We start from the raw sequence: 23015 nt of genomic DNA on the forward strand, positions 1-23015 counted from the left end.
TGGCGATGGCGTCCGTGAGATTGCCATCGCCAGCAAGCCGGCCCCTACAAGGTTTGTGTGTTATTTGCGTTTGAGCATCACCGGTAACTGCGCCACCAGCTTGGCGTTGTTCAACGGCGCCCGGATAAACCCGCGCTGCGTTCCATCCGGCCCGATCACCGCCAGGTTGCCGCTGTGATCAACCGTGTAGTTTGGCTTGCTGGTGTCCGCCGGAATGAACGGAATGCTCACCGCGTTGGCCAGCTTCTGAATGTCCTCGACCGAGGTCGCCGTCAGTCCCTGAAACTGCGGATCGAAGTAACCCAGGTATTGCTTGAGCTGCTTGGGTGTATCGCGGTTCGGATCGACGCTCACCAGGATGACCTGCAATTTATCCACAGCCTCCGGCGGCAGTTCGCTCTTGATCTGGCGCAGCTGGGCGAGGGTGGTCGGGCAGATGTCCGGGCAGAAGGTGTAACCGAAGAACAACAGACTCCACTTGTCTTTCAGCGCATTGACCGCCACCGGTTTGCCGTCCTGATCGGTCATCGTCACGTCTGGCAGGTTACGGCTTTGCGGCAACAGGATGATCCCGGCGTCGATCAACGCAGTCGGGTCGCCCTGGCCTTTGCCGGACAGCACTTTGTTGATGGTCAGGCCCAGGACCAGCGCGATCAGGGCGACAAGGATGAAGACGGTTTTCTGGGTTCGAGTCATAGGTTCAACAGTAAGTAGTGGTCTACGAGCAGCGCGATAAACAGCAGGAACAAGTACCAGATAGAGTACTTGAACGTGTTGATCGCCGCGTGCGGCCGAGTGCCACGGTACAGCACGACGGCCCATTGCAGAAACCTCGCACCCAGTCCGACGGCGCAAATCAGGTAGAGCACGCCGCTCATGTGAATCACGTACGGCATCAGGCTGACGGCCAGCAACGCGAAGGTGTAAAGCAGGATATGGATTTTGGTGTAGTGCTCGCCGTGGGTCACCGGCAGCATCGGAATATCGGCTTTGGCGTATTCCTCTTTGCGATGGATCGCCAGCGCCCAGAAGTGCGGCGGGGTCCAGGCGAAGATGATCAGCACCAGCAGCAGCGGTTCGGCACTGACGTGACCGGTGGCAGCGGTCCAGCCGAGCAGCGGCGGGGCGGCACCGGCCAGGCCGCCGATGACGATGTTCTGCGGCGTCGCGCGTTTGAGGAATCCGGTATAGACCACGGCGTAACCGAGCAGCGAAGCCAGGGTCAGCCACGCTGTCAGTGGATTGGTGAACGCCAGCAATAACGCCTGGCCCAACACCGCCAGCACCAATGCGAACGTCAGCGCAGCCGTCGGTGAAACCCGGCCTTCGGCCAAGGGACGCTTATGGGTGCGCGCCATCACCGCATCGATCCGCCGGTCCACCACATGGTTGACCGCCGCCGCCCCGCCGGCACACAACGCAATCCCCAGATTGCCGAACACCAGCACCGTCCACGGCACCCCTGCGCGGGTTGCGAGGAACATGCCGACCAGCGAGGTGATGAGCATCAGCACCACCACTTTCGGCTTGGTCAGTTCCAGGTAGTCACGCCAGATCGCCTGGCTGTGACGTGCGCCGATCAGAGTCGCCATGGCATCTCTCCTTTTATTGTTATGGGCCCGGCTGAATGTTTGCGCGGGCTGAAGCGCCAGCGTGTTGGTTGTTTGACCCGAACCAGACTGGTTCGCGCGTGATAATTGACCAACACCAGCGTCAGCAGCAGCGCTGCGCCGCCGGCGTTATGCGCGACGGCCACCGGCAGCGGCAGGTGAAACAGCACGTTGCTGATGCCGAGGGTGATCTGTGCGGCGAGAGCAATCAGCACCAGCCCCGCCAGGCGTGTCATGCCGACGATTTTGAGTTGCCACGCCAGACCGAGCAGCACCAGCGTGACCAGCAATGCGCCAATGCGGTGAGTCAGGTGAATCGCCGTGCGAGCATCGCTGTCGAGCTGTCCGCCCAGGTAATTGGGGCCGATGTGTTGGGTCAGGTGAAAGCCGTTGGCGAAGTCCGCCGGGGGCAGCCACTGCCCGTGACAGGTCGGGAAGTCGATACAAGCCACCGCGGCGTAGTTGGAACTGACCCAGCCGCCGAGGGCGATTTGCAGGATCACCAACAGCAATCCGGCCGTCGCCCAGTACTGCAAACGCCGGGGCACAGTCAGCGCCGGTAAGACGCCCGACAGACGCAAGGTCAACAGAAACAACAGGCTCAACGTCGCGAACCCTCCGAGCAAATGCCCGGTCACCACTTGCGGCCAAAGCTTGAGCGTCACCGTCCACATGCCGAATGCCGCTTGGGCGATGACCACCGCCAGCAGGAACAATGGCAGCTTCACCGGTTGCCCCGGATGCCGACGATGCACCCAGGCGCGACCGGCCAGTACTGAAATCAGCAAGCCCAGCGTGCCGGCGAAGTAGCGGTGGACCATTTCGTTCCAGCCCTTGTGGGCTTCGACGGGCGTATCGGGAAAATGCAGTTCGGCATGGGCCAGCTGAGCTTCGCTTTTCGGCACGCTGATAAAGCCGTAGCAACCCGGCCAGTCCGGGCAGCCGAGGCCGGCGTGAGTCAGGCGAGTGTAGGCGCCGAGCAACACCACAATCAGTGCCAGCAAGGTGGCAAACAGCGCGAGGCGAAATCCTGGTTTGGCCATGACGATGCCCTTATCCGATGTTCGACAGTTTCAGCAGATGGCGCAGGTCGTTAAGCAGCTCCTTGCCCTTGATCGACGGGTCGTAGCGCAGCACCAGATTGCCGTGGGGGTCGATGATCCACAGGTGCGGCGTGTCATTGCTCTGAGCGCCTTTGGTGTAGGTCGGCAGGTCCAGTGAGTAACGCTGCAACTGCGGGTACTCGCGTTGAAGTTTAGTCTCGTAATCGCTGTTCAGCGGCTGCGCGGTGGCGATGGCATGACTGGCGCGGGACGCATCGCGACCGAGGCCGATCTGGATTTGTCGCGCCAGGTACACCAGTTGCTGGCAGTCCACCGAACACTCCTTGGGCGCGGTGACCAGCAATTGCCAGCGGTCCTCCTGCGCCTGCACGCCAAGGTCGGCGCGGGTCTGGCCGGTGCCGATCAGCTCGCCGTGATAGCTGCGACCTTCCGGCACCCAGAACTGCAATTTGTACATGCCGGTGGCGAGGATCATCGGACCGATCACCCCAAGCAGGATCAGCAGCAACTGCAAGCGACCCTTGCGCCGGTTCGCCGGCGTTTTTGCCTCAGACATGCTGGGTGGATTCATGGCCGCTCCCATGGTGTTTCTCCTTTGCGTTGTGCCAGCCGAGATAGACATAGAGGCCGAGCAGGGCGATCGACATGGCGAACCACTGCACGGCATAAGCGATGTGTTTTTCCGGCCCTGTGGCCACTACCGGCCAATCGGCCTGGTAGGACGCGGGGCCGGTTTCTGCGCGTAATTCGTAGGCAAAACCTTCACGGTCCAGCGCCTTCCAGAGCTTTGAAGGCTCGACGGCAGTCACTAACCGAGGCCAGGTTGTAGTGCTCGGATCGGCCTGCAGTTGAAAGGTCGCGCCGGGTGAAACGTAGACCCAGGCATCCAGGCTCAATGCCTGAGTCGGCGTGGTGAATTGCGGCGGTGTGCGCCGGTCCGGCCAAGGCAGCCAGCCGCGATTGACCAGCAGCCACAGTCCGGTCGCCTGATCCTGAAACGGTTGCAGCAGCTCGACCCCAACCTTGCCGTCGCGCTGGCGGTTGTCCAGCAACAGGCTGTGCGCCGCATCGAAGTGGCCGTGCAAGCGAACCCGGCGAAAGGCCGGGTCCTCGGTGTGTCGCAGTTCGGTGCTGGCCATCGATGCAGCGGCGCGGCGCTCGGCGTAGGTGTGCAACAGCGCGCTTTTCTCCGTGCCCCGGCTCAGTTGCCAGAACCCGAGTGACACCAGCGTGGGCAGCAATAATGCGACCACCAGCGTCGGCACGATGCCCGGCCGAAAGCGCTTCATGGCGTCGCCAGAAAGTCGGTAGTCGCGATAGCTATACTCAAGTGCATCGCCTTTCCCCCGGAGTTCCACCATGCTCAAAGCAGCCATCGTCCTGATGCTGATTGCCACGGTTGTCAGCCTGTTCAGCGGCCTGTTTTTTCTGGTCAAGGACGACAGCAGCTCGAACCGCCTCGTCATTGCCTTGAGTGTTCGTGTTGCTCTGGCCGCCATCACCGTCGGCTTGATCGCCTGGGGTTTTTTCAGCGGCCAGCTGGTGTCGCATGCGCCTTGGTAAGCCTCAGAGCACGTAGACGAAAACGAACAGCCCGATCCACACCACGTCCACGAAGTGCCAATACCAGCTCGCCGCTTCGAAGCCGAACTGGTGCTCGTTGTCGAAGTGCCCGCGCAGGATCCGCATCAGCATCACGAACAGAATGATCGTGCCGATGGTCACGTGGGCGCCGTGGAAACCGGTGAGCATGAAAAAGGTCGCGCCGTAGATGCCGGAGCCCAGGGTCAGGCCCAGTTCTTGGTAGGCGTGCAGGTACTCTTCGGCCTGGAAGCCGAGGAAGGCACAACCCAGTAAAACGGTGATCGCCAGCCAGATTTTCAGCGCGCCGCGATGGCCTTTTTTCAACGCGTGGTGGGCGATGGTGATGGTGACGCTGGAGCTCACCAGCAGCACGGTATTGAGCAGTGGCAGACCCCAGGGGCTGATGACTTCCTTCGGTGGCGGAAACAGTTTCGAGTCGGGGTTGTTCAGCAAAGGCCAGACGAATTCGAAGTTCGGCCAGAGCATATGCGCGATGCCTTTGGTCCCTTCACCGCCGAGTGCCGGACCAGAAACGTGGCGCACGTAAAACAGCGCACCGAAGAAGGCGATGAAGAACATCACCTCCGAGAAGATGAACCAGCTCATGCCCCAGCGAAACGAGCGATCCATCTGGGCGCTATATAACCCCTGACGACTTTCCTTGATCACCGTACCGAACCAGCCGAACAGCATGTAGGCCAACAGCAGGCCGCCGACGAAAAAGATCAGCGGGCCGTGGGATTCCGGCCGCGCCGCTTTCAGATCGTTGAACCAGGTGGCCAGGCCGAACACGGTGACGAACATGCCGACCGTAGCGATGATCGGCCACTTGCTCTGGGCCGGTACGTAATAATGTTCATGAGTTGCCATTTATTGTTCTCCTTATCGGGCACGCTCAGCCGCCAGTATTTACAGCCACCGGTGGATGTCGGGCGGTGATATCGAACAGCGTGTAGGACAGCGTCAGGTGCTTCACATCCTTGGGCATGTCACGGTCAACGATGAAACGTACCGGCATCTCGATCCGTTGACCGGGCTGCAGCACTTGCTGGGTAAAGCAGAAACATTCGGTCTTGTGGAAATACGCCGCCGCGTTGCTCGGCGCGATGCTCGGCACCGCTTGCGCGCTCATCGGCTTGTCAGTGGGGTTGTGCGCGATGAAGATCATCTCGTTCACTGCGCCAGGGTTGGCCGTCAGCTCGTCGCTCTTGGGGTAGAAATCCCAGGACATGTCAGCCGAGTTGGTCGACAGAAACTGCACGCGTACCTGCCGTGAGGTATCGACGGCCTGCTCGCCTTCATACTGCCCGGCGGTCTTGCCATTGATGCCGAACGCCTTGCACATCACGTCGTAGATCGGCACCAGGGCAAACCCGAAAATAAACATCGCCACCACCACCAGTAACAGGCGGGTGACCAGCTTTTTCATCGAAATCGAGTCAGCCATGGTTTCCTACCTCTACGCCAACCCCTGTAGGAGCCGGCTTGCTGGCGATCCAAACACCGCGGTGCATCAGGCGCACCGCGTTATCGTTCATCGCCAGCAAGCCGGCTCCTGCAAGGGCGGTGTTCATTTCACTTCCGGCGGCGTGGTGAAGGTGTGATACGGCGCCGGTGACGGGATGCTCCACTCCAGGCCTTCGGCCCCATCCCACGGTTTGGCCGGTGCTGGCGGGCCGCCGCGGATGGTCTTGATCACGATGAACAGGAAGAAGATCTGCGTGGCGCCAAACATGAACGCGCCGATCGACGACACCATGTTGAAGTCGGCGAATTGCAGGTTGTAGTCCGGAATCCGCCGCGGCATACCCGCCAGCCCCACGAAGTGCATCGGGAAGAACGCCATGTTCATGCCGATGAACGAGAGCCAGAAGTGCAGCTTGCCGAGGGTTTCGTCGTACATGTGGCCGGTCCATTTCGGCAGCCAGTAGTAAGCCGACGCGAAGATCCCGAAGATTGCCCCTGGCACCAGCACATAGTGGAAATGCGCGACCACGAAGTAGGTGTCCTGGTACTGGAAGTCTGCCGGGGCGATGGCCAGCATCAACCCTGAGAACCCGCCAATGGAGAACAGGATCACGAACGCCACCGCGAACAGCATCGGCGTCTCGAAGGTCAGCGAGCCTTGCCACATGGTGCTCGCCCAGTTGAACACCTTCACGCCGGTGGGCACCGCGATCAGCAGCGTGGCGTACATGAAGAACAGCTCGCCCACCAGCGGGATGCCGACCACGAACATGTGGTGCGCCCAGACGATGAACGACAGGAACGCGATACTCGCCGTGGCATAGACCATCGAGGTGTAGCCAAACAGCGGCTTGCGCGAAAAGGCCGGAATGATCGAGCTGACGGCACCGAAGGCCGGCAGGATCATGATGTACACCTCAGGGTGACCGAAGAACCAGAACACATGCTGGAACAACACCGGGTCACCGCCACCGGCGGCACTGAAGAAGCTCGTGCCGAAGTGGATGTCCATCAGCATCATCGTCACGCAACCGGCCAGCACCGGCATCACCGCAATCAGCAGGAACGCGGTGATCAGCCAGGTCCAGACGAACAGCGGCATTTTCATCAGCGTCATGCCGGGGGCGCGCAGGTTGAGGATGGTGGCGATCACGTTGATCGCGCCCATGATCGAACTGATCCCCATCAAGTGGATGGCGAAGATGAAGAACGTCACGCTTTCCGGCGCGTAGGTCGTCGACAGCGGGGCGTAGAACGTCCAGCCGAAGTTCGGTCCGCCGCCGGGGGTGAACAGGGTCGACACCAGCAGGATGAACGCCGCCGGCAACAGCCAGAAGCTGAAGTTGTTCATCCGTGGCAAGGCCATGTCCGGCGCGCCGATCATCAGCGGGATCATCCAGTTGGCGAGGCCGACGAACGCCGGCATCACCGCACCGAACACCATCACCAGACCGTGCATGGTGGTCATCTGGTTGAAGAATTCCGGCTGGACGATCTGCAGCCCCGGCTGGAACAGTTCGGCGCGAATCACCATCGCGAACGTACCGCCCAAGAGGAACATGGAGAACGCAAACCACAGGTACAGCGTGCCGATATCCTTGTGGTTAGTGGTCAGCACCCAGCGCATCAGACCTTTGGCCGGGCCATGGGCGTGATCGGTGTGGGTCTGAACATGGTCATCGACTACAGCAGTCATGTCCTGTCTCCTGCAAACAGATGGGCTGGGCGGGCCGGGGCGCATTGCCCCGACCGGTTCCTGGTGCACGCAATAGACCGGGTCATTTGCTTTCCGCCTGTTTCAGCTCCAGCACTTCTTTAGGCGTGACCATGTCGCCTTTGTTGTTGCCCCAGGCGTTACGTTCGTAGGTCACGACCGCCGCGATATCGACCTCCGAGAGCTGCTTGCCGAACGCCGCCATGGCGGTGCCAGGCTTGCCGTGGAAGACAATGCTCAAGTGATCCTTGATCGGGCCGATGGCGATTTTCGAGCCCTTGAGTGCCGGGAACATCGGCGGCATGCCCTGGCCTTCGGCCTGGTGACAGGCCACGCAAGTGGTGTGATAGACCTTGTCGCCACGCTCTTTAAGCTCGTCGAGGGTCCATTCCTTGCTGGTCAGCTCTTTGAGTTGCATGGCCTCGGCCTTGCGCTCGCCCAGCCATTTTTCGTAATCGGCCTTCTCCTTGACCTCGACCACGATTGGCATGAAGCCGTGGTCCTTGCCGCACAATTCGGCGCACTGCCCACGGTAGAGGCCAGGCTTGTCGACGCGGGTCCAGGCTTCATTGACGAATCCCGGAATCGCATCGCGCTTGACCGCGAAGGCCGGCACCCACCAGGAGTGGATAACGTCGGCGGAGGTCACCAGGAAGCGCACCTTGGCGCCAATCGGCAACACCAGCGGCTTGTCGACCTCCAGCAGGTAGTGCTCGCCCTTGGCTTCCTTGTTGTGAATCTGGTCGGCGGGCGTGGCCAGGTTGCTGAAGAACTCGACGTCCTGGCCCAGGTATTTGTAATGCCACTTCCACTGATAACCGGTGACCTGGATATCGATATCCGGCTCACTGGCGTCATACATCTTGATCAGGGTCGCCGTGGCAGGAACCGCCATGGCCACGAGGATCACGAAGGGCACGATGGTCCAGAGGATTTCGACGGTGGTGCTTTCATGAAATTTTGCGGCCACCTGCCCGGTCGAGCGACGGTGGAGGATCATCGACCAGAACATGGCGCCGAAGACGATGATGCCGATCACTACACAGATCCAGAAAATGGTCATGTGCAGGTCAAATACTGCGTGACTGATTTCAGTCGCTCCCGGCGCCATATTCACAGTCCAGGCGGCGTGCGCCTGACCGAAAATCGACCACAACAGGAGGCCCATCCAGACGTGTGGATGTCGCATCATTGCGGGTTCCCCTTATCGTTCTTGTTATCCCGCCGGCTTTCACCTGCGGCAAGGGAGCGGCATTTCAGACTACGAACTTGAATCGCCGGGCCTTGCTGCGTGTGCAGTCGGGCGTCATCAGCTAACTCCATTCCCACCCGAGTATAGACAGCGACTGCGACCTCGCAACGTGACGGCGTAAATGATCTGAAACAGCTGGGACTTGCGTTCAAGGTCCCGAATGGAGAAGGATGCAGACGAGTGGTGGCAAATGGATATAACTGTGCCGTCTCAAGGATGAAACAATTATGACAAATGCGTCTTAGCCTTTTTCGTATGCAAGCTAAGTTATGTCTTCCCTATTTCATTGCCTTTGTTTCCTGGAGTTTTCATGAACACCGCCGCATTGCGCGAGCAGATCCAAAAAGCCCAACAACACGAGGCCGAGACCGGCCTGTTGACGCGTCAGCTGGAAAGCAAACTGCCTCATCTACACCCATCGATCCAATTGCCGGAAGCGGATGCCAACGGCGTGTTGACGCGTTTTGTCGCCGCCTACATTGATGAAGTTCCTGATCTGCTGGATGCAGCCAATGAAGTCGCCAGGGAAGCGGGTATCGAGTCACAGATCAAACCGGTGCTGACAATTGCCGAGCAGTACTTCCTTCAGCCGCCGGCGCTTATGGCCGGTCACATCGGGCTCGACAGCCTGCTGGACGAAGCCTATCTGGCGCATCGGTTTGTCGAAGAGGTCAACGACCTGTACATCAAGCACTTTGGCCAGCCACTGATCCCATTGGACATGACTGTCGCCAACCTGATTGCTCACCAACTGATCGGTGAGGAATTTGCCAACCAACTGGATGAGGCGGTGCATCACGCCGTGGACGAGATGCTCAACGATGAAAGCTTTGCGCTGGAGTCGGTGGAAGCCTACCGCGAGAAACTCAGCAGCCCCGATACCGGCGCGGCATGGAAGCGCTGGCCGTGCATGTCACGCCGGTTGGGCGTAGGGCTGGAGCTGGATCAACCCGCCGCCTGATCCAACTGAAAAACCGAACCCCTGTGGGAGCGGGCTTGCTCGCGAAGACGGTGGGTCATTCAACATTAATGTCGACTGACTCACCGTCTTCGCGAGCAAGCCCGCTCCCACATTGTCCATGTTCAGGCCGTAGAACCTACTCCGGTGGTAGTCCGCAACCGCCCTTCAAGCCTGCGCTTCAACCCTCGCGCTTCAATCAATAGCGTCGACCCCTTGGCCGCATTGGCCCGACCCCATTCTTCAAGCAACTCCAGGCACGAGTGATCGATGTAGCTCAGGTTATTGAGCGGCACATGCACCGTTGCACCGGCGGGAATGGTCCCCAGCACTTGAGTCAACGCCGGCACCTTGAGAAAGGTCGCAGCCCCGATCAAGCGCAACTCCATTTCACCGTCCTTGGGCAGATCGATCAGGCTGATCTTCAACCGCGAGGCTTTCCACGCCAGTTTGGCCAGGGTCAGGCCGAAGCCGATCAGTACGCCGGTCAACAAGTCGGTGAAGACGATCGCCAGCGCTGTCGCGGCGTAGGTGAACATCGGCATCCGGCCATAACGGCCCAGACTGCGGAAGGCCTTGAGGTCGACCAGTTTGAAACCGGTGTAAACCAGCACACCCGCCAAACTTGCCACCGGAATGCTCTGCAGCACGCTGGACAGCAGCAACACGAATGCCAGCAGCCATAGGCCATGGAATATCGTCGACAGTCGTGTGGTGGCGCCAGCCTGCACATTGGCCGAGCTGCGCACGATCACGCCGGTCATGGGCAACGCACCGAGCAGGCCGCAGAGCATGTTGCCGACGCCTTGCGCCGAGAGTTCCCGGTCGAAGTCCGAGCGTTGACCGCTGTGCATCCGGTCCACCGCGGCGGCCGAGAGCAGGGTTTCGGCGCTGGCGATAAACGCGACAGCGAAGGCAGCGATCAGCAAGGTCGGGTCGGCGAGATTGAGCAAGTCCGCCGGTTTCAGCCAGTCGATGGCTTCCGCCAGATTGGCCGGGACTTCCACGCGTTTGACCTGCAAGGCGAGCATCAGGCTGGCGCCCGTCGCCAGGCCTACGCCCAGTAGCGCTCCCGGAATGAAGCGCAGGGAATGTGGGCGGAGTTTTTCCCACAGGTACATCACCGCTATGGTTGCGAGTCCGAGCAGGCCGGCCTGCCAACCAAAAGAAGGCAAGGCTTGCGCCACGGCAGCGGGGAAGGCCGCCAGGTTATCCAGCCCCGACGGTTTGGGCACGGCGTCGAGCATCACATGTACTTGTGACAACACGATCAACACGCCAATCCCGGCGAGCATGCCGTAAACCACCGCCGGCGCTGTTACCCGAAACCAGCAGCCCAGCTTCAAACGTCCGGCGACCAATTGCAGAAAACCCGCCAGCAGCAGGATTGGCCCGAGCATGGCGATGCCGTGCTGGCGCACCAGTTCGAACACCAGAACGGCCAGACCCGCCGCCGGACCGCTGACTTGCAGGGGTGAACCCGCGAGCCAACCCACGACCAGACCACCGATGATCCCGGTGATCAGGCCTTTGGCCGGCGGTAATCCCGAAGCAATGGCGATGCCCATGCACAAGGGCAGGGCGACGAGAAACACAACCACTGAAGCGAGCAGCTCCCGTGGCAGAACAGCTTTGAGTTGAGCAGCACGCATGGTGACTCTCCCGAAGTTTTCTTCAGGCATGGCAAGGCCGGGCCGCTGAAACAGCGGCCGGGGTCAAACCACACAGATTTTTAGGAAGATTTAGAAGCGCGCTTTGGGCGTTGCCACCGGTATCGGATGGCTGCCATCGAGGGGCAGGAAACGACCCTGATCGGCGTCATAAGCCTTGATTGCGCTGGTTTCGATGTCGTAGACCCAGCCATGGATGAACAGATGACCGTTCGCCATGCGCGAGGCTACCGAGGGATGAGTACGCAAATGCTGCAATTGGGCAATGACATTCTCTTCGGTGAGGATGTGCATTGTCTCGTTTTCGTCGGTGCAGTTGCAGTTCTCGTGCACCATGGTTTTCGCGACTTCCGCATGCCGCAGCCAGGCTTTGACCGTGGGCATCTTTTCCAGGCTATCGGGATTGAGCACCGCACGCATCGCGCCACAATCGGAGTGGCCGCAGATGATGATGTGTTGCACGCCCAGCGCCAGCACCGCGTATTCGATGGCCGTGGAAACGCCACCGTTCATCTGACCGTAAGGCGGTACGACGTTGCCAACGTTGCGTGTCACGAACAGATCGCCGGGCGAACTGTGGGTGATCAATTCGGGCACGATGCGCGAATCGGCGCAGGTAATGAACATCGCCCTTGGCTGTTGGGCGGTGGCGAGTTTTTTGAAAAGCTCTTCCTGCTGCGGAAAGATCTCATGATGAAAATGCAAAAAACCATCAACAATATGCTTCAACGCTGCATCGGCGGTTTCCGCCTCGGTTGGGGCTGAAGCCGACGCAGCCAACGGCTGTTTATCCTTGTCACTCATGAATTCATCCTCATTGGCGGAGTCAGGGAATTTTCCCGTTTTGTCCGGTGTGAAGCCAGTGGCTGGTTAAAAAACATCCAGGTCATGAATCTCGACCCGTCAGTCACTCGATGAACAAGGTAGCTGCCGAAACTTAACTCAAACTGAATCAACTGCTCTAGACCGTGTGTTCCAGGTCACAAAAAACGTGACCAGCCTAAATAGGTCGCACCAGTGCGCCTACTCAACCATAGGCCAATTGTCCTCAAATCAACGACATCTGGCGACCCGGCGGACAAAAGGCGTCGCAATCCAGATTGAAACCCTCCCGTCGATTCAGTCCCAGGCGTTTGATGGTCTTGGCAAATCGTTGTGCCAGCAAGTCGGCAAACGGACCTTCGCCCCGCATCCGGCTGCCAAACCGACTGTCGTAGAGCTCACCGCCGCGGCTTTGGCGGATCAGGCTCAATACATGAGCGGCGCGTTGAGGATAGTGGGCCGCCAGCCATTCTTCGAACAACGGTGCCACTTCCAGTGGCAGGCGCAACATCATGTAGGCCGCACTTTGTGCGCCGGCCGCCTGCGCCTCGGTCAGCAGGCTTTCGAGTTCGCTGTCGTTGATCATCGGAATCATCGGCGAACACAGCACGCCCACCGGAACCCCGGCCTCACGCATCACCCGGATCGCCCTCAGGCGGGCCTTGGGCGCAGCGGCGCGCGGTTCGAGGATGCGCTTGAGTTCATCGTCCAGGGTGGTAAGGCTGATCATCACCGCTACCAGCCGTTGTTCGGCGAGTTCGGCCAACAGGTCCAGGTCGCGCAGGATCAGCGAGCCCTTGGTGATGATCGTCACCGGGTGACGGTAACGCAGCAGCACTTCCAACGTTTTGCGGGTGATCTTGTGTTCGCGTTCGATGGGCTGGTACGGATCGGTGTTGGAGCCCAGGTTGATCGGTGCGCATTGATAGCCGCGTTTGGACAGTTGCTCCTCCAGCACATCGGCGGCGTTGGTCTTGGCAATCAGTTTTGTTTCGAAATCCAGCCCTGGTGACATGTCCCAGTAAGCGTGGCTGGGCCGTGCATAGCAATAAATGCAGCCGTGCTCGCAGCCGCGATAGGGATTGATCGAGCGATCGAAGGGCAGGTCCGGCGAGTTGTTGCGGGTGATGATGGTTTTCGCGGTCTCGATGCGCACCTCGGTGTCCTGGGTCATCGGCGCTTCCTGATACCAGCCGTCATCCTCCGCCACCGAACGATTTGGCGCGAAGCGGTTGTGCGGGTTGGTGGCGGTGCCGCGCCCGCGAGGTGGCAAGGGAGTGCTCATCGATCAATACTCGTTGCTGTATGTGCATACAGTATCGGAGGTTGCGCGAGCCGGCCAGTGCCGTTCGGCACTTTGGCACGGCACGAAAATTCTTTGCAATGAAGTTGATCGACAAGTGCAACTGGATGACATGCTGGGAAACAGTTGGCGAATAGCGTTGAAGCTAACTTGGTTAGTAGTATTCGTCTCGCACGAAGTTTCGTGTATTCACTCTTTAAATGGAATTTATACAATGTCGTTTTTTAATCAGCGCGGTATCTTTTTACAACTTATGCAGCCAGGCCCTTCAGAACCCAATACGCTCGTTTCAATACAGCTTGCCCGCAAGGAATCGGGTTGGGATGCCGCAAACGAAGCGCAGACCGAGGCTCTGGTGGACTCCGTCTATATGACGGCAACCTCGGTTGACGGTGGTCGTTCTTTCAACATCAAACTCGTCAAAAGTGATGTGGACGGTGATGGCGATATCGACAACGACGACAAGGAGAAACTGTTGGCTCTGGCAAAAGCTTATTTCAGTATCGTCAATCCATAAGTATGTTTTTCTAACTAAGCCTGTGTGGGTGTTCATGCAGGTTTAGTTGTGAGCGGGGATTCGGATAAGGAATCGCAGGATTTCAAAAGGAGTTGATTCACGATTCTTTGACAGATGGCTCACGGGTCTTTGACCGTTCAAGGCTCATTGTGGCGTCGTCACCCCGCCTCTCAATATGGTTGCCCCGCATGTCCTCACGTCTTATCCCTGCGATGTGTTTGTCGCTGGTTGCACTGTTCAACCTGACGTTCGCCCATGCTGACGAGACAGTCGTGCCCCGTCCTGCGGAGTGGGCTCAACCGGTCGAGGTTCAGTACAACCTTTTCCAGATGTCCCCGACCCTCTACCGCAGCGCATTACCCGACCGCGGCGTGGTTCCCTTGCTGGAAAAACTCAAGGTCGCCACGGTGATCAACTTCCTGCCCGAGCCCGATTCAAGCTGGCTGGTCTCGCCCGGTATCGAACAGGTTCAACTGCCCTACCGCACCAATCACGTGGATGATGCGCAAGTCCTCACAGCCCTTCGTGCCATTCAGAGTGCCGAAGCCAAAGGCCCGGTGCTGATGCACTGCAAACACGGCTCGGACCGGACTGGCCTGATGGCCGCCATGTACCGGGTGGTCGTGCAGGGGTGGAGCAAGGAGGACGCCCTGAACGAGATGACTCAGGGCGGCTTTGGTGACAGCACGCACTTCAGGGACGGTGTTCGTTACATGATGCAGGCCGATGCCGAGAAGCTGCGCACTGCGCTGGCCAACGGCGACTGCAGCACAAGCCCGTTCGCCGCGTGCTCGATGAAAAGCTGGTTCAAGTCCGCCCACGTCGAATAAACAGCCCCCCACGGCATTGCGCCATGGGAGGTGACCACTGAACTCAGTGCTGTTCGTCAGGCTTTTTCTTCAACTTCGGGTTCGGGAAAAACTGTACGGCCTGAACCTTGGCGTCCGGTACCTTCAGCGCTGAAACATTGACCCGCGTCCCCAGTTCCTTGGGGACGGACAGGCCTTGTTCATTGAGCGTATCGGAATAGCCGCAGCCCACGCATTCGCGATGCGGGACATCGTCTTCGCTCCACATCATCAACTTGTCCGGCTCACTACAGGCCGGGCAGACAGCCCCGGCGATGAAGCGTTTTTTCGTCTTCACAGGCCCCTCGCTCATGCTGCTGCGTCCTCACTCAGGCCGCTGTGGCGCAAGAGTGCGTCAATCGACGGGGCACGGCCACGGAAGTCGACGAACAGCACCATCGGCTCCTGCGAACCACCTCGCGCCAGGATCGCTTCGCGGAAGGCTCGACCGGTTTGGGCGTTGAGCACGCCGTCCTCTTCGAACTTCGAGAAAGCGTCGGCGGACAGAACCTCTGCCCATTTGTAGCTGTAGTAACCCGCGGCGTAACCACCGGCGAAAATGTGCGCGAAGCTGTTCGGGAAGCGGTTGTAAGCCGGAGGGCGCATGACCGAGACCTCATCGCGTATGCCTTCGAGCACTTGCAGCACGCTGCGGCCATCGCCGTGGGTGGCATGCAGTTCGAAGTCGAACAATGAAAACTCCAGCTGACGCACCATCATCAGGCCGGACTGGAAGTTCTTCGCTGCGAGCATTTTTTCCAGCAGATCCTGGGGCAGTGGCTCACCGGTTTCGTAATGACCGGAAATCAGCGCCAGACCTTCCGGCTCCCAGCACCAGTTTTCCATGAACTGACTTGGCAGCTCGACCGCATCCCATGCCACGCCGTTGATGCCGGATACGCCAGCGTATTCGACGCGAGTCAGCAGGTGATGCAGGCCGTGACCGAATTCGTGGAACAGGGTAGTCACTTCGTCGTGGGTCAGCAGCGCAGGCTTGCCGCTGTCGGCCGGTGTGAAGTTGCACACCAGATTGGCCACCGGGTTTTGCAGTGTGCCTTCAGCGGTGCGGCGACGGTCGCGGGCGCCGTCCATCCAGGCACCGCCGCGCTTGTTGGCGCGGGCGTAAAGGTCGAAGAAGAAGCGGCCGACATGCTGGCCGTTTTCCTTGATTTCGAACAGGCGAACGTCAGGGTGCCAGGTATCGAAGCCCGTCTGCTCGGCAATTTCGATGCCGTACAGACGTTGAACGATGGCGAACAGACCGCTCAACACTTTATCAATCGGGAAATAGGCGCGCAGGGCTTCCTGGGCAACGCTGTACCGTTGTTCGCGGAGTTTTTCACCGTAGAAACCGCTGTCCCAGCTTTGCAGGTCCGGGCAGCCTTGTTCGGCGGCGTAGGCCTTGAGCTGTTCCAGATCCTGGGTGGCGAAGGGCTTGCTGCGCTTGGCCAGATCGCGCAGGAAACTCAGCACCTGATCACTGGATTCAGCCATTTTGGTGGCCAGACTCAGCTCCGAGAAGCTGCCGAAGCCCAGGAGTCTTGCCAGCTCCTGACGCAGGTCGAGGATTTCTTCCATCACCGGACCATTATCGTTCTGACCGGCATTCGGGCCCTGGTCCGACGCACGGGTGCAGTAGGCGGCGTAGACTTCTTCGCGCAGGGCTCGGTCCTGGGCGTAGGTCATCACCGCGTAGTAACTCGGGAATTCCAGAGTGATCAGGAAGCCCTCCAGACCCTTGGCCTGGGCTGCGGCGGCCATTTGTGCCTTGGCGGAATCGGTCAGGCCGGCGAGGGCGGCTTCGTCGGTAACGTGTTTGGTCCAGGCTTGGGTCGCATCGAGCAACTGGTTGGAAAAGCGGCTGCCCAGCTCGGACAATTTGCTTTGCACTTCGGCGTAACGTTTTTGCTCGGCTTCAGGCAGGTCGATACCCGACAGACGGAAGTCACGCAGGGAGTGTTCCAGGATAGTTTTCTGCGCCACGTCGAAACCGGCGGCTTGCGGACTGCTGGCCAGGGCTTCGAAGGCCTCGAACAATTCGCGGTTCTGGCCCAGCTCGGTAGAGTAGGCACTCAGGGCGGGCAGGCAGGACTCGTAGGCTTCGCGCAATTCGGTGCTGTTGCACACGGCATTCAGGTGGCTGACCGGGCTCCAGGCCGCGCCCAGACGATCGTTGAGTTCGTCCATCGCCAGCACCAGGCCGGCCCAGGTCGGTTGTTTGCCCTGGGTTTTGAGGATCTCGTTAATCGCGGCGCGGTTGTCAGCCAGGATCTGTTCAATGGCCGGTTGCACGTGTTCGGCACGGATCGCCGAGAATGGCGGCAGGTCGTAGGACTGCAGAAGAGGGTTGTTCACGCTCACGGTTGGCACCTTGGCTGGAAGAAACATGCGGCCATCTTAATTACAATCGACGCTCACCGCAGCTATCGGCAACAGAGAGAAACCCTATCGTGACCCTTCGCAAGTATCAGAACCATACGCCACTGCTGGGCAAAGGCGCTTTTGTCGACAGTTCGGCGGTGGTGATCGGCGACGTCGAAATCGGCGATGACAGCTCCGTTTGGCCGCTGACGGTGATCCGTGGCGACATGCACCGCATCCGGATTGGCGCGCGCACCAGCGTGCAGGACGGCTGTGTGTTGCACATCACCCACGCCGGACCGTTCAATCCTGATGGCTTTGCGTGTTTGATCGGCGATGACGTGACCATCGCGCACAAAGTCATGCTTCACGGGTGCAGCGTGGGCAGCCGGGTGCTGATCGGCATGGGCAGCATCGTCATGGACGGCGCTGTGGTCGAGGACGACGTGATCATCGGCGCCGGTAGCCTGGTGCCGCCGGGCAAACGCCTGGCAAGCGGCTTTCTGTATGTCGGCAGCCCGGTGAAACAGATCCGTCCGCTGACTGACAAGGAACAAGCCTTTTTCACCTACAGCGCGGCGAATTACGTGAAGCTCAAGGATCTGTATCTGGCCGAAGGCTACGACCAGCTCTGACCCTGCGCCCTTATTCAGGATTCAACATGCATTACCAAACCGTATTGTTCGACCTCGATGGCACCCTGACCGACCCGCGCGAGGGCATCACCCGCTCGATCCAGTTCGCCCTGGGCAAACTGGGGATCGATGAACCCGACCTGACCAAACTGGAACACTTCATCGGCCCGCCGTTGTTACAGGCGTTCATGCAGTTCTACGACTTCGACGAACCCAAAGCCTGGGAGGCGGTGAATTTCTATCGCGAGCGCTTCAAGGTCACCGGCCTGTATGAGAATAGCGTGTTCGATGGCGTTACGCCGCTGCTGGAAACCCTCGGCGTGCAAGGCCGTCATCTGTACATCGCGACTTCCAAGCCCTGGATCTTCGCCCGGGAAATCGCCCGGCACTTCGATTTCGCCAAACACTTTAAAGTCATTTACGGCAGCGAACTGGATGGCACACGGACCAACAAGGTCGAGCTGATTGCCCACCTGATGGCCGAAGAAAACCTGGACCCGGCCAACACCCTGATGATCGGCGACCGTAAACATGACCTCATCGGTGCGCGCAGCAACGGCCTGGATGCCGCCGCGGTGGGTTATGGTTTTGGCAGCCGTGAAGAGTTGAGCGCAGAAGCGCCGACGTATCACTTTGAAACGCTGGAGGAGATGCATCAGGCGTTTTTGCGGCGTTAGTTAAATAGCTTTCGCGGGCAGGCCCGCTCCCACAGGGATTTCTGTATACCGCAGATCCAATGTGGGAGCGGGCTTGCCCGCGAAGAGGTAAATTCAGTCACCGGAAATGTCCGATTCCGCCAAGGCTTTCAATGCCGCCTTCCGCTCCTTTACAGGCAACGCGCCCAGCCTTTCCACCGCCGTATAAAACTTCACCCAATCCCCGCCCTCCTGTCGGAACAACGCCGCAAACGCCGGCACCCACTGGTCGTACAAACCAAACGGCAACAACCGGGCGTTGTTCATCGGGGCGTTGATCCAAGTGTCATAGCGTTTGTCTCCGGCCCATTGGTTGTCGCGCAACTGCCGGTATTCAACGCGCAACCGCTCAAACTCAGCGGCTTTGCGTTGACGCATCTGATCGGTGGCGAGCGGCTGAGCGTATAGCTTTTCCAATCGCGTGCGCGTGTCCAGAACCAGTTGAACAAACTGATCCCGCCGCTGCGCTTCGGCGCCATTGTCCGGCGCCAACCCGCGATACGCTCGCCACTGCCGAGTGCCTTCCTGTTCCACGAACGTGGCGAAAGACTCGTTGAATTCAGTGTCGTCCTTCACATAAAAGCGCTGGTGCGCCAACTCATGGAAGATCAAGGTCGCCAACCGTTCATCCCCCCAACTCATCATCGAACTGATGATCGGATCGTTGAACCAGCCGAGCGTCGAATAAGCCTCGACACCGCCGATCGACACGTCCATACCTTGCAGTCGCAGCAATGCTGCCTCGCCACGGGCCGCGCTCTGGCTGTAATAGCCGCGATAGGCCACGCAACCTGCGACGGGGAAACAATAGTTTTGTGGTGTGAGGGAGAATTCCGGCGTGGCAAACACGTTCCAGACTACGAACGGTCGGCCAATGTCAGCGTACAAACGGTAGCTTTGGTTATCCGGCAGATGCAGCTGCTGGCTGGCGAACGCTCGTGCCTTCTGCGATTGGGCCAGATGTGCACGCAGTTTCTGATCGCGGGCAGGGTCGGCAATCACCTCGGAAACCGGCTCCCGCGCCCGCAGCAATTGCAGCTGACCACTGGTCAATTGGCCGTAATAGCTGACGCTGGCGCAACCATGGAGCAACAAAAACAACACACCCGGAAACAAAACGCGCAAAACGCGATCAAGTAACCCAAGGCTTGGAAGCGGCCTGATCAAAATAAAATCATCCCTGGAGAGTCTGCCCGCAAGACTATCCCGCCTGACTGGAGCTCCGCTATGCGCAAGATGATGCTGACGGGAGGCCTGTTGATGCTGACAGGCTGTGCAGGATTCGGATTACCTCACCCTGATCCCGCTCAAGCGTGGATCGATCTCCATACACAGCAACAAGACACTGCGCTGCAAGCGCTGGAAGTCGATAACAAGGCCTCTACCGACAAGCGCTATTTCGAGGTTCAGCCCGGCAGCCATGAGTTGACGGTGCGTTATCAATTCCCGGTCGAGCCGGGCAACATCGGGCCCGACGCCGAGCCGCTATGGCGCGATTGCCAACTGAATGTGAAATTCAACGGCTTCAACGCGGGTGAGAAATATCAGCTGCAAGCAGGGAATATCGGATTTCGGCCGTGGGCCAAGCTCTATGATCAACAGCGAAAAGTCATAGGCCAAGGCACACCGGCGGGCTGCCAACGCACTTGATCGGCGTTATGCTGAAATGACCAATCCTTGGGACATTCATCATGCGCAGGTTGTTGCTATTGCTCGCGGCAGGCGCCGTCGCCGGTTGCCAGAGTCCGTTGCCGGCGGTCAATCCACAAATGGCGTGGATCGAATTTTCTACGCCCTTCCCCAACGATAAGTTGCTGATGGCCGAGCGACTGGACAATCAGCGATTGCGCGATGGGCGTTTCTTCCAGGTGACGCCCGGCAGTCATGAGCTGATCGTTCGTTTCGACTTTGAAGTGCCCGGTGGCGGAGGCTTGGGTGTGATGAACGGTCCCTCGGAGCGTTTGTGCTACCTGACCATCAACTACGATCATTTCGAAGCAGGCCAGCGTTATGTGCTGGAAGGCCGTTCGATAGCGTTCACTCCCGGCGCCCGGTTGTACAACGCCAAGCGGGAAATCGTCGCTGAAGACCGAGAGTCCTATTGCCTCATGTGAGCCGTATCAGCTGTCGTTCCTCTGGTAAATGATGGCTTTGGTGCCGTTGTCGCAAGTGCCGACGACCATCGCGGTGTCATGCTTGTCGGCTTCTTCCTTCGACACGATTTCCAGCGTGTAGGAGGGCACGGCATTCGCCTGAATCTTCACTTCGATCTCATTCTTGAGTTCTTCGCAATCCTTGGGCGCTGCAAACGCCGAAGTGGCCAGCACACTGCAGATGATCACCAGGGCAAAACGTTTCATGGTTGAAGCTCCTTTGAGGCAGCACGCAGGTTGATGCGTTTTCGCTGCTGTCATTTATTCGACCACAGTCACGCCAGCCGGGTTTTGTTTCCATGCAAAAAAGATCGCGGCCTGAGGCCGCTCCTACAGATTGACTCGAACCCTGTAGGCGCTGCCGCAGGCTGCGATCTTTCCGTTTCAACACAAAATTTAGCTGACCAATGTGGCATCCAGACTGATCTTCGCATTCAGCACTTTGGACACTGGGCAGCCTTCTTTGGCTTTATTGCTCAGCTCCTCGAACTGCGCCTGAGTCGCGCCAGGAATTTTTGCCTTGAGGATCAATTTCACCGCCGTGATCGCGAACCCGCCGTCCACCTGGTCCAGTGTGACCTCGGCATTGGTATCGATGCTGTCAGCCTTGAGACCGGCATCGCCGAGAATCATCGAAAAAGCCATGGAGAAACAGCCCGCGTGGGCCGCGCCGATCAGCTCTTCCGGATTGGTGCCTTTTCCGCCTTCGAAACGGGCCTTGAAGCCGTAGGGCGCTTCTCTGAGAACACCGGTTTCCGTGGAAATCGAGCCGATGCCGGTTTTCAGATCACCTTCCCAATGCGCCGATGCTTTCTTGGTAATAGCCATGTCTGCCTCCTCAGAATCCGGCGCGAAGCGTCGCGCCTTCGTGGTTTTCGGTTGCTAGGGTTCTGAGGATAGACGGTGGTGCAAAGTTCACCTGATCTCATTAATCCTACCGTTTTCGTAGGTTTTTTTGCCTTGGCTATTGAAACTCGGGTATATGCCCTCATTGCATGAAACACGCCTATGGATTCGGCAGGTTTTCGTTTTCAAGAAAAAACCTGCGTCCTCAAATTGGAGAAGCAGGTTTATGAAACGACTGTCCGATATCAAATTCTCGACCCTTGATCTGGTGCCTGTGCGCGAGAACGGCAGCGCTGCCCAGTCGCTGCGCAACTCTCTGGACCTGGCGCAGCACGTCGAAAAATTCGGCTACAACCGTTTCTGGGTTGCCGAACACCACAACATGGACGGCATCGCCAGTTCGGCGACCTCGGTGTTGCTTGGTTATCTGGCCGGCGGCACGTCCACCATTCGGGTCGGCTCGGGTGGCGTGATGTTGCCCAACCACGCGCCGCTGGTGATCGCCGAGCAGTTCGGTACGCTCGAAAGCCTTTATCCGGGCCGGATTGACCTCGGCCTGGGACGCGCCCCCGGTTCCGATCAGATGACCGCCCGCGCCCTGCGGCGTGAGCGCTCGGGCAGCGCCGACGATTTTCCTGAAGACGTCGCGGAGTTGATGCGCTACCTCGGCCCGCGCACGCCGGACCAACGGATCATCGCAATGCCGGGTACCGGCACCAACGTTCCGGTCTGGTTGCTGGGTTCGAGCCTGTTCAGTGCACAACTGGCGGGTGAGCGCGGTTTGCCCTACGCCTTCGCTTCCCATTTTGCACCACGTTTCATGCATGAGGCGATTCGCGTCTATCGCAATCACTTCAAGCCTTCAGCGGTATTGGATAAGCCTTACGTGATGCTGGGCGTTCCGCTGGTAGCGGCTGACACCGACGAGCAGGCCGAGTATCTGGCAACGTCGGTCTATCAGCGCATTCTCGCGTTGATGCGTGGCCAAAGCCTGGTGCAGCGTCCGCCGGTGAAAACCATGGATGGCCTGTGGCTGCCCCATGAGAAAGACGCGGTCCATGATTTCCTGGGGCTGGCGATGGTGGGGAGCCCACAGAAGATCCGCGCCAAGCTGGACGTTCTGATTGAGCAGACCCAGGCAGACGAGCTGATTTTTACCTGCGACCTGTACGAACATGCCGATCGCGTGCACTCCTACGAGCTGCTGGCGCAGGTCATGAAGGGCTGACGCTGAAACAGCGCGCACAAAAAAGCCGACGCCATTGCGTCGGCTTTTTCATATTCGAGGGAGGTCAGCCCTGCTTGTAGACGATTTGCTTGGTGCCTTTTTCACAGGTGCCGACGACTTTTCCGTCAGCTGCGCCTTTGTCGACGATCTCCAGTGAGTAATTGGAAACGCCCTTGGCATCCAGTTTCGCGGCGATTTCGGCTTTCAGTTCTTCGCACGGCTTGCCTTCAGCAAAGGCAGCACCCGCAAGGCTCAACAAACCTACCGCCAACATAAACTTCTTCATTG

27 protein-coding genes are annotated in these 23015 nt (G+C 59.0%); 9 read left to right on the top strand and 18 right to left on the bottom strand.

What is annotated here, in order from left to right; translation table 11 throughout:
• Positions 1–60: 60 nt before the first annotated feature.
• From FBY04_RS25615 to FBY04_RS25635, 5 genes are read right to left on the bottom strand one after another with little or no spacing between them, the layout of a single operon-like run.
• The gene (locus FBY04_RS25615; protein WP_084317507.1) at positions 61–696 is read right to left on the bottom strand and encodes an SCO family protein; all 636 of its coding nucleotides are present in this window, start codon (positions 694–696) and stop codon (positions 61–63) included.
• Positions 693–1592: a heme o synthase gene (cyoE, locus tag FBY04_RS25620; protein WP_084317506.1), complete on the bottom strand. Its 900-nt coding sequence runs from the start codon at positions 1590–1592 to the stop codon at positions 693–695. Before cyoE ends, FBY04_RS25615 begins: the two co-directional genes overlap by 4 nt.
• Positions 1580–2653, bottom strand: a complete 1074-nt coding sequence (locus FBY04_RS25625) for a heme A synthase (RefSeq protein WP_145317862.1) — start codon at positions 2651–2653, stop codon at positions 1580–1582. Before FBY04_RS25625 ends, cyoE begins: the two co-directional genes overlap by 13 nt.
• Before the next feature lie 10 nt (positions 2654–2663).
• On the bottom strand, positions 2664–3257 hold the full coding sequence (locus FBY04_RS25630) for a hypothetical protein (protein ID WP_084317805.1): 594 nt from the start codon (positions 3255–3257) through the stop codon (positions 2664–2666).
• The gene (locus tag FBY04_RS25635; protein WP_145317865.1) at positions 3223–3963 is read right to left on the bottom strand and encodes an SURF1 family protein; all 741 of its coding nucleotides are present in this window, start codon (positions 3961–3963) and stop codon (positions 3223–3225) included. The genes FBY04_RS25630 and FBY04_RS25635 overlap by 35 nt, the downstream gene beginning before the upstream one ends.
• A 70-nt stretch (positions 3964–4033) precedes the next feature.
• Here FBY04_RS25635 and FBY04_RS25640 point away from each other — a divergent pair, with 70 nt between their 5' ends.
• Positions 4034–4237 carry a twin transmembrane helix small protein gene (locus FBY04_RS25640; RefSeq protein WP_008064738.1) on the top strand — a complete coding sequence of 68 codons (204 nt, stop codon included), beginning with the start codon at positions 4034–4036 and terminating at the stop codon, positions 4235–4237.
• Positions 4238–4240: 3 nt separating this feature from the next.
• Here FBY04_RS25640 and FBY04_RS25645 read toward each other — a convergent pair whose 3' ends face one another.
• From FBY04_RS25645 to coxB, 4 genes are all read right to left on the bottom strand, one after another.
• Positions 4241–5128, bottom strand: coding sequence for a cytochrome c oxidase subunit 3 (locus FBY04_RS25645; protein ID WP_084317503.1), 888 nt, complete (start codon positions 5126–5128; stop codon positions 4241–4243).
• Between the two features lie 25 nt (positions 5129–5153).
• A complete protein-coding gene (locus tag FBY04_RS25650) occupies positions 5154–5705 on the bottom strand; it encodes a cytochrome c oxidase assembly protein (RefSeq protein WP_084317502.1) in 552 nt (183 codons plus the stop codon).
• Between the two features lie 123 nt (positions 5706–5828).
• Entirely contained in the window at positions 5829–7421 is a 1593-nt protein-coding gene (gene ctaD, locus FBY04_RS25655) for a cytochrome c oxidase subunit I (RefSeq protein ID WP_084317501.1), read from the bottom strand.
• Between the two features lie 82 nt (positions 7422–7503).
• Positions 7504–8631, bottom strand: coding sequence for a cytochrome c oxidase subunit II (coxB, locus tag FBY04_RS25660; RefSeq protein WP_145317868.1), 1128 nt, complete (start codon positions 8629–8631; stop codon positions 7504–7506).
• A 370-nt stretch (positions 8632–9001) separates the two neighbouring features.
• Here coxB and FBY04_RS25665 point away from each other — a divergent pair, with 370 nt between their 5' ends.
• Positions 9002–9652: a hypothetical protein gene (locus FBY04_RS25665; RefSeq protein ID WP_084317499.1), complete on the top strand. Its 651-nt coding sequence runs from the start codon at positions 9002–9004 to the stop codon at positions 9650–9652.
• Between the two features lie 122 nt (positions 9653–9774).
• Here the strand turns inward: FBY04_RS25665 and FBY04_RS25675 are convergent, their stop codons facing one another.
• The 3 genes from FBY04_RS25675 to FBY04_RS25685 form a co-directional block, all read right to left on the bottom strand.
• The gene (locus tag FBY04_RS25675; RefSeq protein ID WP_084317498.1) at positions 9775–11301 is read right to left on the bottom strand and encodes a SulP family inorganic anion transporter; all 1527 of its coding nucleotides are present in this window, start codon (positions 11299–11301) and stop codon (positions 9775–9777) included.
• Between the two features lie 90 nt (positions 11302–11391).
• Positions 11392–12123, bottom strand: coding sequence for a carbonic anhydrase (locus FBY04_RS25680; protein WP_084317497.1), 732 nt, complete (start codon positions 12121–12123; stop codon positions 11392–11394).
• Between the two features lie 244 nt (positions 12124–12367).
• A complete protein-coding gene (locus FBY04_RS25685) occupies positions 12368–13426 on the bottom strand; it encodes a PA0069 family radical SAM protein (RefSeq protein WP_145317871.1) in 1059 nt (352 codons plus the stop codon).
• Between the two features lie 232 nt (positions 13427–13658).
• Between FBY04_RS25685 and FBY04_RS25690 the strand changes: the two genes are divergently transcribed.
• Positions 13659–13961 carry a hypothetical protein gene (locus tag FBY04_RS25690; RefSeq protein ID WP_145317915.1) on the top strand — a complete coding sequence of 101 codons (303 nt, stop codon included), beginning with the start codon at positions 13659–13661 and terminating at the stop codon, positions 13959–13961.
• 188 nt (positions 13962–14149) lie between these two features.
• Positions 14150–14791 (top strand): tyrosine-protein phosphatase, encoded by a 642-nt coding sequence (locus FBY04_RS25695; protein WP_084317494.1) that lies wholly within the window; start codon positions 14150–14152, stop codon positions 14789–14791.
• A gap of 43 nt (positions 14792–14834) precedes the next feature.
• Here the strand turns inward: FBY04_RS25695 and FBY04_RS25700 are convergent, their stop codons facing one another.
• Positions 14835–15122, bottom strand: a complete 288-nt coding sequence (locus FBY04_RS25700; protein WP_084317493.1) for a YheV family putative zinc ribbon protein — start codon at positions 15120–15122, stop codon at positions 14835–14837.
• Positions 15119–17170, bottom strand: coding sequence for an oligopeptidase A (gene prlC / locus FBY04_RS25705; protein ID WP_145317874.1), 2052 nt, complete (start codon positions 17168–17170; stop codon positions 15119–15121). The genes FBY04_RS25700 and prlC overlap by 4 nt, the downstream gene beginning before the upstream one ends.
• 89 nt (positions 17171–17259) lie before the next feature.
• On the opposite strand from prlC, the gene FBY04_RS25710 reads away from it, so the two are divergent.
• A complete protein-coding gene (locus FBY04_RS25710) occupies positions 17260–17805 on the top strand; it encodes a gamma carbonic anhydrase family protein (RefSeq protein WP_145317877.1) in 546 nt (181 codons plus the stop codon).
• Positions 17806–17831: 26 nt separating this feature from the next.
• Positions 17832–18482 (top strand): HAD family hydrolase, encoded by a 651-nt coding sequence (locus FBY04_RS25715; RefSeq protein ID WP_145317879.1) that lies wholly within the window; start codon positions 17832–17834, stop codon positions 18480–18482.
• Positions 18483–18575: 93 nt separating this feature from the next.
• On the opposite strand, the gene FBY04_RS25720 is transcribed toward FBY04_RS25715, so the two are convergent.
• The gene (locus tag FBY04_RS25720) at positions 18576–19667 is read right to left on the bottom strand and encodes an aminopeptidase (protein ID WP_145317882.1); all 1092 of its coding nucleotides are present in this window, start codon (positions 19665–19667) and stop codon (positions 18576–18578) included.
• A 60-nt stretch (positions 19668–19727) separates the two neighbouring features.
• Between FBY04_RS25720 and FBY04_RS25725 the strand changes: the two genes are divergently transcribed.
• Both FBY04_RS25725 and FBY04_RS25730 read left to right on the top strand, forming a co-directional pair.
• On the top strand, positions 19728–20150 hold the full coding sequence (locus tag FBY04_RS25725) for a hypothetical protein (protein WP_084317489.1): 423 nt from the start codon (positions 19728–19730) through the stop codon (positions 20148–20150).
• A 41-nt stretch (positions 20151–20191) separates the two neighbouring features.
• Entirely contained in the window at positions 20192–20614 is a 423-nt protein-coding gene (locus FBY04_RS25730; protein ID WP_084317488.1) for a hypothetical protein, read from the top strand.
• Positions 20615–20620: 6 nt separating this feature from the next.
• Here the strand turns inward: FBY04_RS25730 and FBY04_RS25735 are convergent, their stop codons facing one another.
• Both FBY04_RS25735 and FBY04_RS25740 read right to left on the bottom strand, forming a co-directional pair.
• Positions 20621–20860, bottom strand: coding sequence for a DUF1161 domain-containing protein (locus FBY04_RS25735; RefSeq protein ID WP_145317884.1), 240 nt, complete (start codon positions 20858–20860; stop codon positions 20621–20623).
• Positions 20861–21049: 189 nt separating this feature from the next.
• Entirely contained in the window at positions 21050–21481 is a 432-nt protein-coding gene (locus FBY04_RS25740) for an OsmC family protein (RefSeq protein WP_008152515.1), read from the bottom strand.
• 244 nt (positions 21482–21725) lie between these two features.
• Here FBY04_RS25740 and FBY04_RS25745 point away from each other — a divergent pair, with 244 nt between their 5' ends.
• Positions 21726–22727: an LLM class flavin-dependent oxidoreductase gene (locus FBY04_RS25745; RefSeq protein WP_084317486.1), complete on the top strand. Its 1002-nt coding sequence runs from the start codon at positions 21726–21728 to the stop codon at positions 22725–22727.
• 64 nt (positions 22728–22791) lie between these two features.
• On the opposite strand, the gene FBY04_RS25750 is transcribed toward FBY04_RS25745, so the two are convergent.
• Complete coding sequence (locus FBY04_RS25750; RefSeq protein ID WP_145317888.1) at positions 22792–23013, bottom strand: DUF1161 domain-containing protein; 222 nt, start codon at positions 23011–23013, stop codon at positions 22792–22794.
• Positions 23014–23015 lie beyond the last annotated feature (2 nt).

The sequence above is a fragment of the Pseudomonas sp. SJZ080 genome, assembly GCF_007828295.1.
GTDB classification, from domain to species: Bacteria; Pseudomonadota; Gammaproteobacteria; order Pseudomonadales; family Pseudomonadaceae; genus Aquipseudomonas; species Aquipseudomonas migulae_A.

Coding starts and splice junctions, on each gene's coding strand:
- FBY04_RS25615 (WP_084317507.1), bottom strand. CDS start 696: ATGACTCGAACCCAGAAAACCGTCTTCATCCTTGTCGCCCTGATCGCG.
- cyoE (WP_084317506.1), bottom strand. CDS start 1,592: ATGGCGACTCTGATCGGCGCACGTCACAGCCAGGCGATCTGGCGTGAC.
- FBY04_RS25625 (WP_145317862.1), bottom strand. CDS start 2,653: ATGGCCAAACCAGGATTTCGCCTCGCGCTGTTTGCCACCTTGCTGGCA.
- FBY04_RS25630 (WP_084317805.1), bottom strand. CDS start 3,257: ATGGGAGCGGCCATGAATCCACCCAGCATGTCTGAGGCAAAAACGCCG.
- FBY04_RS25635 (WP_145317865.1), bottom strand. CDS start 3,963: ATGAAGCGCTTTCGGCCGGGCATCGTGCCGACGCTGGTGGTCGCATTA.
- FBY04_RS25640 (WP_008064738.1), top strand. CDS start 4,034: ATGCTCAAAGCAGCCATCGTCCTGATGCTGATTGCCACGGTTGTCAGC.
- FBY04_RS25645 (WP_084317503.1), bottom strand. CDS start 5,128: ATGGCAACTCATGAACATTATTACGTACCGGCCCAGAGCAAGTGGCCG.
- FBY04_RS25650 (WP_084317502.1), bottom strand. CDS start 5,705: ATGGCTGACTCGATTTCGATGAAAAAGCTGGTCACCCGCCTGTTACTG.
- ctaD (WP_084317501.1), bottom strand. CDS start 7,421: ATGACTGCTGTAGTCGATGACCATGTTCAGACCCACACCGATCACGCC.
- coxB (WP_145317868.1), bottom strand. CDS start 8,631: ATGATGCGACATCCACACGTCTGGATGGGCCTCCTGTTGTGGTCGATT.
- FBY04_RS25665 (WP_084317499.1), top strand. CDS start 9,002: ATGAACACCGCCGCATTGCGCGAGCAGATCCAAAAAGCCCAACAACAC.
- FBY04_RS25675 (WP_084317498.1), bottom strand. CDS start 11,301: ATGCGTGCTGCTCAACTCAAAGCTGTTCTGCCACGGGAGCTGCTCGCT.
- FBY04_RS25680 (WP_084317497.1), bottom strand. CDS start 12,123: ATGAGTGACAAGGATAAACAGCCGTTGGCTGCGTCGGCTTCAGCCCCA.
- FBY04_RS25685 (WP_145317871.1), bottom strand. CDS start 13,426: ATGAGCACTCCCTTGCCACCTCGCGGGCGCGGCACCGCCACCAACCCG.
- FBY04_RS25690 (WP_145317915.1), top strand. CDS start 13,659: ATGTCGTTTTTTAATCAGCGCGGTATCTTTTTACAACTTATGCAGCCA.
- FBY04_RS25695 (WP_084317494.1), top strand. CDS start 14,150: ATGTCCTCACGTCTTATCCCTGCGATGTGTTTGTCGCTGGTTGCACTG.
- FBY04_RS25700 (WP_084317493.1), bottom strand. CDS start 15,122: ATGAGCGAGGGGCCTGTGAAGACGAAAAAACGCTTCATCGCCGGGGCT.
- FBY04_RS25715 (WP_145317879.1), top strand. CDS start 17,832: ATGCATTACCAAACCGTATTGTTCGACCTCGATGGCACCCTGACCGAC.
- FBY04_RS25725 (WP_084317489.1), top strand. CDS start 19,728: ATGCGCAAGATGATGCTGACGGGAGGCCTGTTGATGCTGACAGGCTGT.
- FBY04_RS25730 (WP_084317488.1), top strand. CDS start 20,192: ATGCGCAGGTTGTTGCTATTGCTCGCGGCAGGCGCCGTCGCCGGTTGC.
- FBY04_RS25735 (WP_145317884.1), bottom strand. CDS start 20,860: ATGAAACGTTTTGCCCTGGTGATCATCTGCAGTGTGCTGGCCACTTCG.
- FBY04_RS25740 (WP_008152515.1), bottom strand. CDS start 21,481: ATGGCTATTACCAAGAAAGCATCGGCGCATTGGGAAGGTGATCTGAAA.
- FBY04_RS25745 (WP_084317486.1), top strand. CDS start 21,726: ATGAAACGACTGTCCGATATCAAATTCTCGACCCTTGATCTGGTGCCT.
- FBY04_RS25750 (WP_145317888.1), bottom strand. CDS start 23,013: ATGAAGAAGTTTATGTTGGCGGTAGGTTTGTTGAGCCTTGCGGGTGCT.